Raw genomic sequence first — 16,714 nt, 5'->3', positions numbered from 1 at the left:
GTTCCTATGTCTGGGCTAGATTCACCGCAAGTTGGCAGCAAACAACAAGAGATCATCGACACTCTCGGGGTCCATCCTTCGATTGATCCCGCGCGCGAAATTGAGCGCCGCGTCGCCTTCCTTTGCGACTACGCCCGCTCCGCCTCCTCAGCCGGGTTCGTGCTCGGCATTTCAGGGGGCCAGGACTCGACGCTGGCGGGGCGCCTCGCACAGCTCGCCGTCGAGCGCTTACGCGCCTCAGGTGTCGACGCCCACTTCCTCGCCGTCCGCCTCCCCCACGGCACCCAAGCCGACGAGGACGACGCCCAGCTGGCGCTCCGGTTCATCGAGCCGGACGAGACGGTCTCTGTCGACATCGCACCCGCAACCACGGCACTCGCCGACGCGTTAGGTATGCCTCTCAGCGACTTCAACAAGGGCAACGTGAAAGCCCGCCTTCGAATGGTGGCGCAGTACGCGCTCGCCGGGGAGCGCAATCTACTGGTCATCGGCACGGATCACGCGGCGGAAAACGTCACCGGATTCTTCACCAAGTTTGGCGACGGCGCCGCCGACCTCACCCCACTCGCCGGCCTCAACAAGCGCCAAGGCGCTGCTCTACTCCGCGAGCTCGGCGCCGACCCCCGCCTCTGGGAAAAAGTCCCCACCGCCGACCTGGAAGAGGACCGCCCGGCCCTGCCCGATGAAGAAGCGCTCGGCGTGACCTACCAGCACATCGACGACTACCTCGAAGGCAAACCCGTTCCGTCCGCGGCGGCGGAACGCATCGAACATCTGTGGCGCGTCGGCCAGCACAAACGCCACCTGCCTCCGGGGCCGGATTCCTCCTGGTGGAAGGCTTAGCCCGTCACGTCTAAGGTCGCCTGCGCGGCGTTGGCAAGCTCACTCGCGTACGCCGGTCCGTGCGTCAGCGCGTGCACGGACAGCGGGTGGAGCTGGTGCATCGGGATGCGCCGACGCCAGTCCCCACCCAGGCTTGCCCGCGACTCGTAGCCCTCGACGATGTCCTCCAGAAACGGAGCACCGAACAGCGCCAGCATGGCGATGTCCGTCAACGGGTGCCCACCGTGTGCCGCCGGATCAATAAAGCGTGGGCCCGACTCGTCGAACAGCAGGTTGCCCGCCCAAAGATCGCCGTGAATACGCGCCAGCGGGGCATCCTCATCCTCCTCCACGAGTGCCGCGCAGGCACGCTCCACGAGCTCAAGCTGCTGCTTCGAAATATTTCCCGCCACATGCGCAGCCCTCGCAAACGGCAGCACACGCTGCTTCGTGTAAAACTTCGCCCACCGCTGCTCAGGGACGCAATCCTGCTCAACCCTGCCAATGAAGTTCGTCCCCTCCCAACCGGTCGGCGGGGCGCCAAAGGCCTCAGCGCCCATCGCGTGAATCTTCGCCAGCTCCTCCCCCGCCCGGTGCGCCGCCTCACGAGTTGGGCGCACCGTCTCCACTCGCTCGATCCGCAACGTGCGCTGCTCTTCGTCCACGCCGCGGACTTCCACGACGGCCTCGCTGCCCTCACGCAGCCAACGCAAGCCAGCAGCCTCACTGCTCGCCTGCCCCGGCGCAATACAGCGTTTACAAAAATCACTCATCGTAGCCCTCCAATGCAAGCAAGAAACGCTTCATCTCTTCCCCACCACGGTAGCGCCCGAGGTGGCCGTCGCTACGCACGACCCGATGGCACGGAATGAGCAGCGGCAATGGGTTGCGTGCACAGGCAGTGCCAACAGCACGCACCGCCTCCGGATTATCGACGTCCCCAGCCAGCCCCTGATACGTAATCACCTCGCCGAACGGCACATGTTGCAGGGCGTGAAGCACCTTCGTACGGAACGGCGGGAGACCATCAAGGTCGAGCGGCACGTCAAAGGCCGTTCTCGTCCCCGCGAAATACTCGGCGAGCTGCTCCAGGACCGAGCCAACCGGGCCGGGGCGCGCGCCGGTTTCCCGGATCGCTTGCTCGGCGTCGTCGCTCGGCAACACGATTCGGCGGACTCCGCGCGGTGAAACGATGACGGTCAGGGTTCCTACCTGCGTATCTAGAGTTGCAAATGATATTTCACACATTTCACTCAGTTCTATCACTCGACTGGGCGTTTTGCTATGGTGCCAGCCATGACCACCTACATTCCCCCACCCGGCTACACGGCGATCACGGTCCCGGAGGACCACGATGGGCGGCGGATACATAAGTTCCTCGCCAGCCACACCACGTGCCCCGCGACCATGCTGTTCAAACTGGCGCGCAAGGGGGCGCTGAGGGTCGACCAGAAACGAATCAAGCAGGACTACCGCGTGCGAGCCGGGGATCTGATTACGCTGCCTGCTGAGTTCTGTAAGGAGACGAAGCGGGCGTCGAAAAGTAAACATCACGGGTTTGACGTGCTGTGGGAGGGGCCAACAGCACTCGTGATCAATAAACCGGCGGGGGTGCCGGTGCATGCGGGGACTGGGGCGCGGTGCGGCGTCATCGAGCGGGTCCGCGACGTCTACCCCGACGCTGAGCTCGCGCACCGCATCGATAAGGAAACCTCCGGGGCGCTGATTATCGCGCTGAATCACGCGGAGCTGCGCCACCTCCAGCGAGCCTTTCGCGAGCAGGACGTGGTGCGCATCTACCTCGCTGTGGTGGAAGGCCGCTGGCCAGGCGCGCGGGACGTGCGGGCGCCGATCGCGCGGACGTCGAAAACTATGGTTGTGCGAGAGGACGGCGACGCCGCACACACACGATTCCGCCGCGTGGAAAACCGCGGGCCGAATACGCTCGTCGAAGCCGAGCTCATCACTGGACGACGCCACCAAATCCGCCTACACGCCGCCCACGAAGGCCACCCCATCATCGGCGACCGCGCGTACGGCTCACGCACGCACGCCCAGCGGATGTTCCTGCACGCCTACTGGCTGGAGTTCACGCTGCGCGACGGCAAACGCGTCACAGTGACCGCGCCGATTCGCGAGCACAAAAACTGCAGGTCATAAGCAACCTGCGGTCTTATCTGTTACTTAGACGTTCATTTTGATACAAGGTTCGAGGTGGGTGCACGGAGTGACAAGGTGGGTGCAACCGCCTCTCAGGGGTGTGCACTGGACCTTATCCTAGGCGTTTCTGGTTTCAGCGCTTCCGAGGAATCGATAAAGAAATCGGTTCGTCACTTCCAACCGATTCTGAAGGTAAGGTAGAGTCGAGCTGGCCGACTACTACCTCGTCACATCCATGCTCACCTGCATCAGCCACCACAAGAGCGGACTAGAAGATGACCCCTACCTCATCGTCGACGATCACGACCCAGCTTAGCTGCGCCGCATATTCCAACTCATCTTCACCCTCATGGGACAAGTACACACTACAAAATGATGGCCGGAGCAGATCTTGTTGCTCCATCAAAACACAGTTAGCGTCTCCCCTTTCACACTGATCCGTGCTTCCTTGACCGGCTGGGAACAATCTCTTTTGGGGACGGCGTTCACTTCGTCACTGACGCACATGACCCCTGCCAATTACGAAACACACCCAGACAGATCTTGAAGCTGCTGGAGTAAGGTCCTCATTGCGAAAGGGTGGCTGGACAGTAGCATCTGCTACCGACGAGTAGCCTGTTAGACAATGAGCAACCTAGCCCTGCCCGCCCTTCGTCATCGGTTCAGAATTCCGAATCCATAATCTTCGTCATCTTCGAAAACACCATCTCCAACACCAACTGGGGCGATCTTCTGCACTGTCTGCCACGTAAGTTCCGAAGCACTTCTGCGGAGTTCAATCGTCTTCGTCACGTTTTGAGTTATCTCATCACGGAGATCTAAATCTTTGGGAACTGGCAGAATCAGCTCCTGCCACCGAGAACCAAGCGTGTCAATAATGTCTTGTGTAAAACGTTTTGCAAATATCTGAGACTTAACCAGCGGCGTCGACAGCAGGGCCAAGAGCAAGTTGGGATGCATGACTTCCTTGTCCACAACTTTAAATTTCAAAATATGGCTCTGATAGACGATGCGCCAATCGAGTTCTGTCACAATGGCGCAGGTACCAACCAGATAGGTCCCATCTCGAACCATAAGGATGTCGCCCGGTTCTACATTTTGCTTCTCCGAAAGCGAATTGTATATTTCTTCACTCAAGCCGTGCTTCGGATCACCTTTAATCTGCCAGTTCGCAATGTCGCTGGTCCGGATAAAAGGAATGTCACCTGTACCGTAGGCTAGTTTCCCAACTTCATCACCAGTGGATACTTCAATTGCTCCAGAGTCCGCCAAGTCACCAAGTCTGACTAGGTCGTGCGTTTCCGATAACGCTTCAATAGATTCCTGGATTTCAGGATTGTAGTACTTCGGTAGGTAAATATGGTCTCGAATGTCGCTCGAATCGATCACAAATCCCAAGTGGTCAAAATCTAGCTCCTCTCCTCCAACGTAACGTTCCCATCGCTCAGAAATCTTCGGCAGATCATCATACGGAATCGAATGGCCCCTTGAATCGTGACCGCACCAGCGGGCTACAGCCATGAACACTTCATGGGATTCTCCCTCAGGCTCTCTCCCATTCTCGATGAGAACTACTGCAGTCTTGGCATGGGTGTATGGCTGAAACAGATCTTCATGCACCGAAATGACCGCTCGGATCGTACCCCTACTGAGGATATACTGCATGATGTAACGGTGTGAGGGGTTGCAGAGCATAGATTCTGGCAACACAATGCCCATTCGTCCGTTATCCGAGAGCAAGTTTAGGCACCGCTCAATGAAAAGGATCTGAGGAGTCTGTGCATCCAGCGTCTTACTGCTCATCGCATATAAATCTGAGCCTCGCGCTTTCTTCCACTTCTGGGCAAGGTCATAGTGTTCGAGAATGCCTGACTCAGTAATCCTGAGCTTCTTCCCGAAGGGAGGGTTAGTCATGATGACATCGAATTCACCAACGGCCACTTCTTGCCTGGTCTTGGGACTCCACTCTGACATTGGAACGAGTGAATTCTCGCAGAATACGCCACCCCGCCCATCACCGAGGAGCGCCATATAGGCTTTGGCAACCTTACTCAGGAATTCATCTTTATCGATTCCTCGGAGCTGACGGATCGCCGCTTTCTGCTTTTCTGATTCCCGCTCATTATCAGGCCAATCAAGGTCATCAGCTTGAGCATCAACCTCAGACCACAGTGCCCGCATTGCCTCAACCAGGAATCCTCCACTTCCACATGCTGGGTCGAGAATCCTTTCACCGATCTTTGGCCTCACTAGAGAGCGAACCAGATTAGTGACGTTTCGAGGAGTGAAAAACTGCCCCTGGCTCCCTTTCAACGAAGGACCAATGAAAGTCTCAAAAGCATCACCGACAACGTCTCTCTCACATTCAATCAACGCATACTGTTGGAGCTCACCGACTACGTATGAGATGGAACGATCGTCTAGATCGATGCGGTCACTTTTGGAGAAGACGTCATCATAAGTCGCCACGACCTGAGCGAAGATACCTTTGATTCTCTTGGCTACATCGGACGGATCTTCGCCTACACCGGCTCTGAAACTCACAACCGCGTCCCTACGAGTAAAGCGCTCATCATAGATCTTACAAAAAATAAGGTTGATGATCTGCTGCGCTAATGGTTCGTCTCTCGTCATCCCAACTGCGTTCGCAGCGAGATAGTTTCGCACTGAACGGAATACTGCCTTCAAGTTATGGGTCGCCCGAAGATCAGCCCTCTTAAACAGACCAATATCTTCAACCCTCTGCCCAAAACGCGGGATGTTCGGGATTTCCTCGAAAGTTACTTTGCCATTCGCTTCCCGCTTACGCAGGAATAGACGCTCAGCTCCATTGGTCCAAACACCGAGTGATGCCCTAGAAAGCCGGAGGTAGTCCTCAAGCTGATCACGTCCATCCTTTCGGTGCGGCTTCTTACATTCCACAACGATGTAGAGGGAGTCGTCCCTTTGCGGATCATCCGCGAATACCGCGATATCGACTGGATAGCTCTTCGCCCTATCCGAAGGACTCGCTTTGACATGCCACTGGGGACGAGTTCGAATGAGCTCCTTAGGGTAACCGTAATCTTCGACAAGTTGCCGAGCGAAAGGCTGAACAGCTCCGACCTCTTCAGGAGTCGCCGGAATTTCCCGCCCCGAGATGTAGTCTAGAAGCCGCCCGTCCTTAACTACCACCTCGCCCGAAATGACACTGTCTTCCAGCTCTGACGCATTCACTTTGACAACCATCGTATCCTCACATTATGTGCAAATGCAGCACCCGCAATTATGCATTCGAGTCTATCTGATGACACCGTGACCTGAGAGATTATCTGAAGCGTATCTCAGCTTCACTTTCCGCTTAGGCTCAACGCAAGATTTTGACGAAGATCAAGTACTTTTTGACGCCTTCGAGGTCGGAAAACCAGATTCGCTTCTCGGACGCGAAATCCGCCGCCCAGATCACTCCAACACGCCCTGCCCCGCGTCTAACAGCCAGGTAGGAAGTCCCATACCCCCCTGACAAGCCAAAACACAGCCATTCTAGGCAAACCAAAAGGACGCTCACTTTGTATCAAAATGAGCGTCCTAGTAGTGGAGCTAACGGGATTCGAACCCGTGACCCCCACACTGCCAGTGTGGTGCGCTACCAACTGCGCCATAGCCCCGCACGCACAAATACGCGCTGACATTGCGATTGTACTGGAATACACGCCCCAATCAAATATACGCGATAAAGACGTAGGCGCCTATGAAGGGCGTACCCGCCCCCGAAAGAAGCAGAATTTCCTTCAAAGGGCGGTCAATATCAGAAAGCATGGCACCTGGAGCAACGGCCCGCGTACCCCAGGTTGTCAACGCATCACAGACGACTCAGCCACTGGTCGATCTGATCTTTCACCGGCGGAAAATTCGCCAAGATTCCCAACACAAAGAGCAACAGCGCTGTGAACATGACTCCGCAGACTGCAGGGCCACTGCTGCCCTGCTCTGTCTGACTACTGTGACTCGATCCCTTGCTGGAACAGATGCCACCCGAACTCGAGCTTTCACTTGGCTTCGCGCTCGTGCTCGGTTCCGGCTTCACACTGCTACTCGGCTTCACACTGGTGCTTGGCTCGGACTCCTCACTCGTAACCGTAGTCGGCGTCGGCTCCTCACTCGTGGACGTGCTTGGTTTCGGTTCCTCGCTCGTACTCGTGGTCAGCGTCGCACTGGTACTTGGCTTCGCGCTCGTACTTGGTTCCGGCTTCACACTGCTACTTGGCTTCGCGCTCGTGCTCGGTTCCGGCTTCACACTGCTACTTGGCTTCGCGCTAGAGCTCGGCTCCGGCTCCTCACTCGTAACCGTAGTCGGCGTCGTGCTCGGGCTCGGTTCCGGCTTAGCGCTGGAGCTCGGCTTCGCGCTCGTACTTGGTTCAGGCTTCACACTGCTACTTGGCTTCGCATTGGTGCTTGGCTTCGGCTCCTCACTCGTAGACGTCGGAGTTTCGCTCGGTTCCGGCGCTGGAGCATCCCTCAACAGCAAAACGCTCAGCGGTGGAACGGTCACAGTGCCGTCTGATGTCAAAGGAACAGGCGTGTCGTACACGTCCATTCCCTGAATCATCACCTCGTAATCGCCTGCTGGCAACGGCGCCTGCCAAGGCTCAGTAGCGGCGTTCACGTAAGAGAAGGCGTCGATACCTTCTTTTTCAGCTTTCGACTTGCCTGGGAACGCATTCTTCACAGTGTAACCAACGTGGTTTGTGTCCACGCTGTCTGCATCTGCACTGTTCGTACCGTCAATTTTATGCGTGTACGTGTTGTTGATCGCGTCGTAGCTCGGCTGGCGCATGAAATCATACTGCTCGCGGAACTTATTCAAATCGCGGAAGAACTTCACTTCTTTCGCGAAGTGCTCGGCCCTATCATAGTCGAACACGTTCACCGAGTCAGGCGACTTATAGGAGTTGTGGTCGCCCGACTTTGTGCGCAAGAACTCCTGCCCAGCATGAATAAACACCGCGCCGTTCGACAGGTACTGGGTTGCAGTGCCAAGCATGTGCCGCTGGGCGATTTCCTTTTCGGTCGCTTGTGGCATGCTGCCCTTGAGCTTGTCGAACATCGTGTAGTTGTCGTGGGCTTCGTTGTACACCACGGACTGTTCTGGGCCCAGGTAATCACGAACATGCTGGGCACCCTTGATGTTGTTCAGCAGATCCCACGATCGCTTATTCTCATTCGCACCGTTGATGAAGCCCGTGTGTGCCAGCTCAAAGTTATCGCCCTTGACCGTATCGCGGTATTGGTCGTTAAAGAAGGAAATACCTGGCAGCTTTTTGGCGTTCTTCTGGTTCGCACCGAGCACGCCGGCCGGGTGGTTCCCCATCTCCCAACCCTCGCCGAGGATGACTACCGAAGGGTCAATCTCGTTGAGCGCCTCACGCACAGCATTCATCGTCTCAACATCGTGGATTCCCATGAGGTCGAAACGGAAGCCGTCGACGCCGTACTGTTTGGCCCAGTACTTCACCGAATCAACGATGTACTTCCGCATCATCAACTGTTCGGAGGCAGTTTCGTTGCCAACTCCGGTGCCGTCGTGGAAGTTGCACTCCGAATCCATCCGGAAATAGTAGTTCGGAACAGTCTGCTGCAGCGGAGAGTTCGCCGGGTTGTACACATGGTTGTAGACAACGTCCATGATGACGCGCAGCCCGTTGTCGTGCAGCGTATTAATCATGGATTTCAGCTCAACGACCCGCGCGGTTGGGTCCATGGGGTTCGTCGAATACGAGCCCTCAGGGACGTTGTAGTTTTGTGGATCGTAGCCCCAGTTGTACTGGGCGTTAAACGAAAGGTCGCCGGTTTCATCCACGGACCCGAAATCGTAGATCGGCAGCAACTGCACGTGGGTCACACCCAACGACTTCAAGTAATTCAAGCCCGACGGATTGCCCGCCTTCGTCTTCGTCCCAGCTTCGGTGAGCCCCAGGAACTTGCCCTTGTGCTCAATGCCGTTGTCCGGACCGATGGTCAAATCGCGCACATGCGCTTCGTAGATGATGGCGTCCTTCATCGAAGAAAATGGGGCCATCCGCTTGCCGTCCCAGTTATGAGGGACGGTGTTTTCCGAGTCGATCACCACTGTGTGGGTCGCGTTCGCGGTAACCGCACGCGCGTATGGGTCAACGGCCTCATTGATTGTTCCGTCCTTGAACCCGAGGCGGTAGCGGTATTCGACGCCCTTCTGATCTCCGTCAAGCGTGATCTCCCAGGTTCCTTTTTCGCCCTTCGTCATAGGCGTGACGGCACCGTTGTCGGAGTAGTTTACAAAGCTCACTTCGCGAGCTGTAGGGGCCCACAACCTGAACGTGGTTTTCTCCGGGCTGTAGATCGCGCCGAGGTCGCCGTCGTAAAAGTACTTCTCATTAAACTCTGCGGAGTGCAGCATTGAGCAGTGGTCCTCATGTGTCGACGGCACGTCGTCTTCCGAGTAATAGATTTTAGGATCACCTTCCACAAGCCAGATTTCTGCTTTCCCATCTGGGAAGTCGGTAACGAAGAGATCCTCAGGGGAGTTCTTCTCGGCGAAGTCCTGTCCAGGGGTGGAGCGCCGAACGATCAGACCAACCCGCTCGATCCCCTTAGAGTCCTCATGTGTGATGACCGCAGTGTGATCATCCGAGAAATCTACCCTATGAGCATTTTTCGGACCAGGCAACCAAGTCCACACGTTCCAATTCTCGTAATTGTTGTCGCGTCGCTGGTAGTGGACGGTCAGCGTCACCTGCTTCGGCAAATCATTGGATTCCTCAGGCTGTCCGACTTCCCCCACCTGATAGTTGCCGTCCGCATCGATCGAGATTCTCCCCGGAATCGGAATATCGCGTAGTTCCTGAGACTTCCACTCCCAATCATTGCTTGCCGTGGAGCGGCGAACCAACAAGTTCACCCTGTCGCGTGTAGCCGCAACAGGCACTTCAGCAGTCAGCTGGCCGGAGGCGTTCTTCCCGGTAAACGGAATCGCGACCCCGTCTTCGCCTTCGTACCACGCCCAAAGGTTGTATTCGCCTTCCGGAACTGCAGGATCCGGCGTGAAACTGACCTGGAGCTGGCATTGCTTCCCCGTCTTGAACGGGCCTTCCGAATTGTAGCTATACGTGCACGCATCCGCCTTCGCCCACACCGAATTACCAAGCTTGACCCCGGTGAACACCGAAGATTCCCAGACCCGGTTTTCTGCCTGTCCCTCTTGGAGCGACGAAGTGTCCATGCGATACACCTGGAAGTTGAGTGGCCCCTTTGCGGAACCGATCGAGGTGTACAGGTCACCGCTGGGCGTGACGCTTGAAAACATCTGCCGCTTTTTGGACTCCCCGTTCGCCCAATAGTCCACACGGTAGGTAGTGAGCGGTTTTTCCACCGCAGGCTCTGGAGTAAACGTCAGATACATGACATCCGAGTTGGTGAATGCCTGCGCTGTAGGCGCAGTGCTCCCCGAAATCACCAAAATGATTGTCAGTAACAACCCCAAGATGCTCTTATACGTTCTTGGTTTCATTGGCCCTCCTAGACCAAAACAGCATCATTATGGAACATATGACTATTCCTTAAGATAGCATGGCGGAAGAGAAATGCATCACTGCCAATATATTAAAAGCATCACGTCACACCAATAGGGGGAGTGTCAAGGAATCCACACTTGTCCGACAAGACCCCCAACGCAAAAAGCTCCCCGTTAACTGATACTTCAGCTAACGGGGAGCTTCCCTCTTGTGGAGCTAACGGGATTCGAACCCGTGACCCCCACACTGCCAGTGTGGTGCGCTACCAACTGCGCCATAGCCCCGCACTCTTGCGAGCCTCCACCACATTACACGTGGAGGCTGCCTGGCCACAAATCGCATGGCCAGACAACACTCGCAGGACTTATTTACTGTTTGCGACAGTGTTCACCCAGTCGTCGCGGTCGCCTTCGACGTCCTTGCCGTCAACCATGACGCGAGGGGTCCACGCCTCACCGGTGCGCTCTTCCTGCAGCTTGATGTTGCCGTTCGACATTGCGCGCGCCGCGTCGTAGTAGGCCTTGTCTCGGATATCCTGGACTGCCTTGTCGCCAGCACCGTAGTCGCGGGCTAGGTCAGCAAGGTCGTCGTCGGTCACCTTCGAGTACACGTCCTTCTGGTTTACCATCAGGTGGTCGCGCAGGTTCATCATCGCAGCTGGCTCATTATTTGCGACGAGTGCCAGCTCCGCAGCCAGACCCATCGTAGAGTGACCATTGGTCAGGCCGTCGAGCGTCACCATCGGACGCAGCTCGACCTCGATCTTGCCCTCGCGCAGCTTTTCGATCATGTCCTTATCAGTCGCGACTGCGAGGTCCGCACAGTGCGTGCACGAAAAGTCCTCGTAAAGCTCGGCCATCGGGGCGTCGTCGACACCTTCTGCTGCGAGACGAATGAAGTGATCGTCTTCGTTCCAGCTGACAGTGATGCCGCTGGTGTCGATCATGTTCTCAGCCATGGCGGCCTCGCGGTCCTTTTTACCGTTGAAGAAAATCAGGCCGATCACGAGCGCCGCAATCACAATAACAGCGACAATTGCCCAAATAAACCCGGCACCGTTCTTCTCGTTCGGGTTTTGCACCTTACGCGTAGTCACGTATTCACTCCTTGACGTTGGAAATTGCCCAACAGCTTAATCGGTGGATGTGGCTATGGATAAATCGCAAACTTCTTGTACGGGACGTAAATCATGAACAAGGTCACCGTGATCAGCACGAAATCACGCAGGATGGTCTCAATGAGGTTCGTGCCCTCATCAGACGGCTGCGGGCCGAAACACCCACAGTCGATAACCAGACCGCGCGACCACGCCGAGTACATCCCGATGATAAACAGCACCAGGACCACAATCGACACCCAGCCGCTTTCGCGCAGCTTGATGCCCGCCAGTAGGAACAGACCACCGGCGAGCTCCAGGGGACCAATCCACTGCGCCAAAATATTCGACCACTCATGAGTGAAAATCTCGTACGCAATAATGTTTTGCGTCACTTCCATATGGGCGCCAATCTTGGTCCACCCTGCGACAATCCACACGGCTGCCAGCCCGAATCGCGCCGCAGCTGACGCGATTTCCAGCAGCCTGCTTCTTGTCTTGTTGGTTTCGTGTATCTCAGTCACGAGAGGTCATTCTAGCCCAGTACCTGCGCAACAAGCTCTTTCGCAGCCTGCTGGACCTGCGCCAAATGCTCCTTGCCCTTGAAGCTTTCGGCGTAAATCTTGTACTTATCTTCAGTACCCGACGGCCGCGCAGCAAACCAGGCATTGTCCGTCGTCACCTTCAGGCCACCAATCGGGGCACCGTTGCCCGGAGCCTCGGTCAGCTTCGCGGTGATGGGCTCGCCTGCAAGTTCCGTTGCGGTAACCTGCTCAGGGGAAAGCGCCTTCAGCGTCGCCTTCTGTTCGCGGTTCGCCGGGGCGTCGATGCGCGAGTACGCCGGGGAACCGAACTTCTCAGCGAGCTCAGCGTAGCGTTGCGACGGCGTCTTCCCCGTCACAGCGGTAATCTCCGCCGCGAGCAGGTCCAGAATCAAACCGTCCTTATCCGTCGACCACACCGTGCCATCCTTCCGCAGGAAGGACGCACCCGCAGACTCTTCGCCACCGAAGCCGACGGTGCCGTCGATAAGCCCTGGGACGAACCACTTGAAACCAACCGGGACCTCGACAAGCTTGCGTCCGAGCGACGCCACAACGCGGTCAATCATCGAAGAAGACACCAAGGTCTTGCCCACCGCAGTGTTATTCGCCCAGCCTTCGCGGTGCGAGAACAAGTACTCAATCGCGACAGCGAGGTAGTGGTTCGGGTTCATCAGGCCGGCGTCTGGCGTGACGATGCCATGTCGGTCCGCATCAGCGTCATTGCCAGTAGCGATATCGTATTTATCGCGGTTGTGCACCAGCGAGGCCATCGAGTCGGGTGAAGAGCAATCCATGCGAATCTTGCCGTCGGTATCGAGCGTCATGAAACGCCACGTCGGGTCGACCTCCGGGTTCACCACGGTCATGTTCAGGCCGTGGGTCTCGGCGACCGCACCCCAATAATCGACGCTCGCTCCACCCATCGGGTCCGCACCAATGCTCAGACCGGACTTCCGGATCGCCTCAATGTCGACCACGTTCGGCAAGTCGTTGATGTAGTTGTTCAGGTAGTCGTAGCGCTGCGCACGCTCATCGAGCACACCCGACGCCGCGGAGCGTTTCACGCCCTCCATACCCTTTGCGATGTACTCGTTGGCCCGCTTCGCGATCCAGTCAGTCGCGTCCGTGTCAGCCGGACCACCCGACGGCGGATTGTATTTAAACCCACCATCACGCGGCGGATTGTGCGACGGCGTAATCACAATGCCATCCGCACGCTTCGGATCGGTACCCGTGACCCCACCAGAGAGCTTCGCGTTGTGCGACAAGATTGCGTGCGACACTGCCGGTGTCGGCGTGTAGCGCCCCGCGGCGTCGACAAGCACCTCAATGCCATTGCCAAACAGCACCTCAAGCGCCGAAACCATCGCGGGCTCAGACAGCGCATGCGTATCGCGCCCAATGAAAACCGGCCCACCGATGTTCTGCTCACGGCGATAATCGACGATCGCCTGCGTGGTCGCCAGAATGTGCGTCTCATTAAACGCGTTATCCAACGAAGAACCACGGTGGCCAGAAGTGCCAAAGACGACCTGTTGGTCAGGGTTGTTCGGGTCTACGTCACGGGTGTAATAAGCCGTCACCAGCGACGCAATATCGATCAAATCTTCCGGGCGGGCAATCTGGCCAGCGCGTTCATGAGCCATACGACAACATCCTTTCGATAAGTACACACCCATCTTCCCCTTTTTTCGGCGCTTCTGCCAGAAAATCCCACAAACGCTTACGCACACGGGATTATGTGTCTATTATCTCAATCACGTTATCGCCAAAAAGGTAACCTGCCCCACACCTCATAGCGAAAGGACCACGATGGCTACGCAACTCAATGAAACTCTCGGAACAATCGCCTCGTTCGTCTGGGGTCCTTTCATGCTCATCCCGCTCCTGCTCGGCACTGGCCTCTTCTTGACGGTCCGCATGCGCGGCATCCAATTCCGAACACTCGGCCGCGCAACCCGGCACGCGTTCGTCGATAAGAATCAAGAAGGCTCCGGCGACATCAGCAACTACCAAGCCTTGACGACGGCCCTCGCCGCAACAGTCGGCACCGGCAACATCGTCGGCGTAGCCACAGCGATCTCGATTGGTGGCCCCGGCTCGCTGCTCTGGATTTGGGTCACGGGCATCGTGGGTATGGCATCCAAATACGCCGAAGCCTACCTCGGTGTCCGGTTCCGTACTACAGACGCCAAAGGACGCCAGCAAGGCGGCCCGCACGAATACCTCCGACGAGGCATTCCCGGACCACTAGGCACCCTCCTAGCAGTAGCGTTCATGCTCTTCACCGTCATCGCATCCTTTGGCATCGGGAACCTCACCCAGGGCAATTCCATCGCCGCCGGCATGCAAGAAGCATTCGGTATCGACCCAACCGTCTCCGGCATCCTCATCTTCATCGGCGTCGGGGCCGCCATCTTGGGCGGCATTGAAGGCATCGGCAAAATCACCGCAGGTTTCGTCCCTCTCATGATTGTCTTGTACGTCGGTGGAGGCATCCTCGCACTTGTACTGATGGCCGACCAGATTCCCGCGGCCATTGCGTTAATCTTCCACGACGCGTTCACCGGCTCGGCCGCCACCGGCGGTTTCGTTGGCTCCACAATCATGATGGCGATCCAGTTCGGTGTTGCCCGCGGTATCTTTTCCAACGAGTCCGGCATGGGCTCCGCCGCCATCGCTGCAGCAGCCGCAAAAACCCAACACCCATCCCGCCAAGCCCTCGTGTCCATGACCCAAACGTTCATCGACACCATCATTGTCGTCACTATTACTGGCCTTGTCATCGTCACCTCTGGCACCTGGGATTTGGGTCGCGAAGAAGCCGCCGTCATGACCGCTCGCGGATTCTCCACCGTGCTGCCCGGAACCTGGGGCGGAGACATCGTATCCGTCTCCCTCATCTTCTTCGCCTTCTCCACCATCCTGGGATGGTCCTACTACGGCGAGCGAGCAGCAACCGCCCTCTTCGGACAGTGGGCGTCCTTGCCGTACAAGTTGCTCTTCACAGCCGTCGCATTCCTCGGCGCCACCACCCACTTGGAACTGATCTGGACATTCTCCGACCTCGCAAACGGCCTGATGGCCATCCCGAACCTCATCGGCCTACTGCTGCTCTCCGGACTGGTCGCACGCGAGACCCGCGAATACCTCAAGTTCGATCCGAACCTTCGACGCAGCCCCGACGAAATCGCCGCCTTCGTGAAGCAACAAGGCATGAATTGGGCATAAAACGTCCTAGTAGACTGCGAGTGTGCAATTACGAAACATTGAGTCCAACCAGCCACTTGCAGTGGGACTAGGGGCCGGTACAGGCGCACTGGCACGCTACCTGCTCACAGCAGGACTCCTTGCGGTGCTCCCCACAACACCACATGTCGCTTTTCTCGTAACGCTAAGCATCAACGTCGTGGGGAGTTTCGCAATGGGTTACTTCCGACCCGGCCCCCTCTTCGGTACAGGATTCCTCGGAGGCTTCACGACGTTCTCCGCCCTCACCGTCGCGGCCGCCCAAACCACCGCACTCACCGCACTAACGTACGTTCTCAGCAGCGTCCTACTGTGTATTGCCGGTTGGTGGCTCGGCGACTCCGCAAAGGACCACAAGGAGGCGAACGGCCGATAATGAACATCGAACCAGTCGCGATCCCAGCAGTATTTCTCGGCGGAGTGCTAGGGGGAGTCACCCGGTGGTGGATCAGTTCCGCTCTCCCACCCCGCAAGGGGACGTTTACCGCCAACGCCGCGGCATCAATGGTTTTAGGTTTCACCGTAGCAATGGGTCCCCTATGGGCAGTCTTCGTAGGGACAGGCTTCGCCGGAGCACTGTCCACCTGGTCAACGCTTGCTAAAGAGGCCGGCATGCTGCTCAAAGAGCGCCGGTACATCCAATGCTTAAAGTACCTGCTGTGGACGCTCGCAGTAGGAGTCGCATTCGCTGGACTCGGCGTGATGCGAAGCCACGCAGCATTTTAAATAGCGCCCTTGATTGGCTTGCTTCCAAGGCGTTGAGGCTGCGGGCTTCCTTTGCACACCCCCACCCGCCTTAACGTTTACTGTGCACCACATTCCAATGTCGCACGCAGGAGACCAGGCATAACGCGGCGCGGTGAGGCACGAAACCTGGAATCTGGTGCACACCCCCACCACCACAACGATCCTGTGCACCACATTCCTACACCACGCACAGGTGACCAGGCACAACACACCGCGGTGTACCACGAACCCTAAGAATCTGGTGCACACCCCCACCACCACAACATTTACTGCACCACATTCCGGGTCTTCGGGACTACGTCGTGGCATTTGCCCAGTACACGCCTCCTGCGCACAGGAATCTGGTACGCACATCCCCGGCACGTGGGGCACCCCACCCCCACACACAAAGCACAAAAAGGTGGTGGACGTAAACACCCACCAAAAAGCGGGTATCACATCCACCACCATGAAATTATAAGGCCGGCAGTAACCTACTCTCCCACACCCTCCCAGGTGCAGTACCATCAGCGCGGGCGGGCTTAGCTAAACCGGGTTCGGAAAGGGACCGGGCGTTTCCCCGCCGC

At 57.2% G+C, this 16,714-nt stretch carries 12 protein-coding genes, 2 tRNA genes and 1 rRNA gene; 5 read left to right on the top strand and 10 right to left on the bottom strand.

Going from position 1 to position 16,714, the window contains the following annotated elements:
* The first annotated feature begins 6 nt into the window (after window positions 1-6).
* Window positions 7-843 carry an ammonia-dependent NAD(+) synthetase gene (gene nadE, locus BJP07_RS00815; protein ID WP_071565615.1) on the top strand — a complete coding sequence of 279 codons (837 nt, stop codon included), beginning with the start codon at window positions 7-9 and terminating at the stop codon, window positions 841-843.
* Here nadE and BJP07_RS00810 read toward each other — a convergent pair.
* Together BJP07_RS00810 and BJP07_RS00805 are read right to left on the bottom strand one after the other, a co-directional pair.
* Complete coding sequence (locus BJP07_RS00810; protein WP_071565614.1) at window positions 840-1,595, bottom strand: fructosamine kinase family protein; 756 nt, start codon at window positions 1,593-1,595, stop codon at window positions 840-842. The genes nadE and BJP07_RS00810 overlap by 4 nt on opposite strands.
* The gene (locus BJP07_RS00805) at window positions 1,588-2,070 is read right to left on the bottom strand and encodes a methylated-DNA--[protein]-cysteine S-methyltransferase (protein WP_071565613.1); all 483 of its coding nucleotides are present in this window, start codon (window positions 2,068-2,070) and stop codon (window positions 1,588-1,590) included. Before BJP07_RS00805 ends, BJP07_RS00810 begins: the two co-directional genes overlap by 8 nt.
* 48 nt (window positions 2,071-2,118) lie before the next feature.
* Between BJP07_RS00805 and BJP07_RS00800 the strand changes: the two genes are divergently transcribed.
* Complete coding sequence (locus BJP07_RS00800; RefSeq protein ID WP_177222490.1) at window positions 2,119-2,982, top strand: RluA family pseudouridine synthase; 864 nt, start codon at window positions 2,119-2,121, stop codon at window positions 2,980-2,982.
* 654 nt (window positions 2,983-3,636) lie between these two features.
* On the opposite strand, the gene BJP07_RS00795 is transcribed toward BJP07_RS00800, so the two are convergent.
* From BJP07_RS00795 to pgm, 7 genes are all read right to left on the bottom strand, one after another.
* Window positions 3,637-6,198: an N-6 DNA methylase gene (locus BJP07_RS00795; protein WP_177222489.1), complete on the bottom strand. Its 2,562-nt coding sequence runs from the start codon at window positions 6,196-6,198 to the stop codon at window positions 3,637-3,639.
* 358 nt (window positions 6,199-6,556) lie between these two features.
* Window positions 6,557-6,629, bottom strand: a tRNA-Ala gene (locus tag BJP07_RS00790).
* Between the two features lie 194 nt (window positions 6,630-6,823).
* Window positions 6,824-10,507: a type I pullulanase gene (pulA, locus tag BJP07_RS00785; RefSeq protein WP_083583975.1), complete on the bottom strand. Its 3,684-nt coding sequence runs from the start codon at window positions 10,505-10,507 to the stop codon at window positions 6,824-6,826.
* A 215-nt stretch (window positions 10,508-10,722) separates the two neighbouring features.
* A tRNA-Ala gene (locus BJP07_RS00780) sits at window positions 10,723-10,795 on the bottom strand.
* 80 nt (window positions 10,796-10,875) lie between these two features.
* Complete coding sequence (locus tag BJP07_RS00775) at window positions 10,876-11,607, bottom strand: thioredoxin domain-containing protein (protein WP_071565609.1); 732 nt, start codon at window positions 11,605-11,607, stop codon at window positions 10,876-10,878.
* A 53-nt stretch (window positions 11,608-11,660) separates the two neighbouring features.
* Window positions 11,661-12,131: a DoxX family protein gene (locus BJP07_RS00770; RefSeq protein WP_255365876.1), complete on the bottom strand. Its 471-nt coding sequence runs from the start codon at window positions 12,129-12,131 to the stop codon at window positions 11,661-11,663.
* An 11-nt stretch (window positions 12,132-12,142) separates the two neighbouring features.
* Window positions 12,143-13,798, bottom strand: coding sequence for a phosphoglucomutase (alpha-D-glucose-1,6-bisphosphate-dependent) (gene pgm, locus BJP07_RS00765; RefSeq protein ID WP_071565608.1), 1,656 nt, complete (start codon window positions 13,796-13,798; stop codon window positions 12,143-12,145).
* A 166-nt stretch (window positions 13,799-13,964) separates the two neighbouring features.
* Here pgm and BJP07_RS00760 point away from each other — a divergent pair, with 166 nt between their 5' ends.
* The 3 genes from BJP07_RS00760 to BJP07_RS00750 are packed head-to-tail and all read left to right on the top strand — an operon-like array spanning window position 13,965 to window position 16,127.
* Window positions 13,965-15,383, top strand: coding sequence for a sodium:alanine symporter family protein (locus BJP07_RS00760; RefSeq protein ID WP_071565607.1), 1,419 nt, complete (start codon window positions 13,965-13,967; stop codon window positions 15,381-15,383).
* A 22-nt stretch (window positions 15,384-15,405) separates the two neighbouring features.
* Window positions 15,406-15,777 carry a CrcB family protein gene (locus BJP07_RS00755; RefSeq protein ID WP_255365875.1) on the top strand — a complete coding sequence of 124 codons (372 nt, stop codon included), beginning with the start codon at window positions 15,406-15,408 and terminating at the stop codon, window positions 15,775-15,777.
* On the top strand, window positions 15,777-16,127 hold the full coding sequence (locus tag BJP07_RS00750) for a CrcB family protein (protein ID WP_071565606.1): 351 nt from the start codon (window positions 15,777-15,779) through the stop codon (window positions 16,125-16,127). The genes BJP07_RS00755 and BJP07_RS00750 overlap by 1 nt, the downstream gene beginning before the upstream one ends.
* A 481-nt stretch (window positions 16,128-16,608) precedes the next feature.
* Here BJP07_RS00750 and rrf read toward each other — a convergent pair.
* Window positions 16,609-16,714: ribosomal RNA gene (rrf, locus tag BJP07_RS00745) — 5S ribosomal RNA — on the bottom strand; the annotation flags it as partial.

Source organism: Corynebacterium sp. NML130628 (genome assembly GCF_001875665.1).
Taxonomy (GTDB): Bacteria; Actinomycetota; Actinomycetes; order Mycobacteriales; family Mycobacteriaceae; genus Corynebacterium.
The sequence above is the reverse complement of the archived record's forward strand: the minus strand, read 5'-3'. Positions and strand labels throughout refer to the sequence as shown.

What these genes read in the sequence shown, in the direction of transcription:
- nadE (WP_071565615.1), top strand. Translation starts at nt 7, where the DNA reads ATGTCTGGGCTAGATTCACCGCAAGTTGGCAGCAAACAACAAGAGATC.
- BJP07_RS00810 (WP_071565614.1), bottom strand. Translation starts at nt 1,595, where the DNA reads ATGAGTGATTTTTGTAAACGCTGTATTGCGCCGGGGCAGGCGAGCAGT.
- BJP07_RS00805 (WP_071565613.1), bottom strand. Translation starts at nt 2,070, where the DNA reads ATGTGTGAAATATCATTTGCAACTCTAGATACGCAGGTAGGAACCCTG.
- BJP07_RS00800 (WP_177222490.1), top strand. Translation starts at nt 2,119, where the DNA reads ATGACCACCTACATTCCCCCACCCGGCTACACGGCGATCACGGTCCCG.
- pulA (WP_083583975.1), bottom strand. Translation starts at nt 10,507, where the DNA reads ATGAAACCAAGAACGTATAAGAGCATCTTGGGGTTGTTACTGACAATC.
- pgm (WP_071565608.1), bottom strand. Translation starts at nt 13,798, where the DNA reads ATGGCTCATGAACGCGCTGGCCAGATTGCCCGCCCGGAAGATTTGATC.
- BJP07_RS00760 (WP_071565607.1), top strand. Translation starts at nt 13,965, where the DNA reads ATGGCTACGCAACTCAATGAAACTCTCGGAACAATCGCCTCGTTCGTC.
- BJP07_RS00750 (WP_071565606.1), top strand. Translation starts at nt 15,777, where the DNA reads ATGAACATCGAACCAGTCGCGATCCCAGCAGTATTTCTCGGCGGAGTG.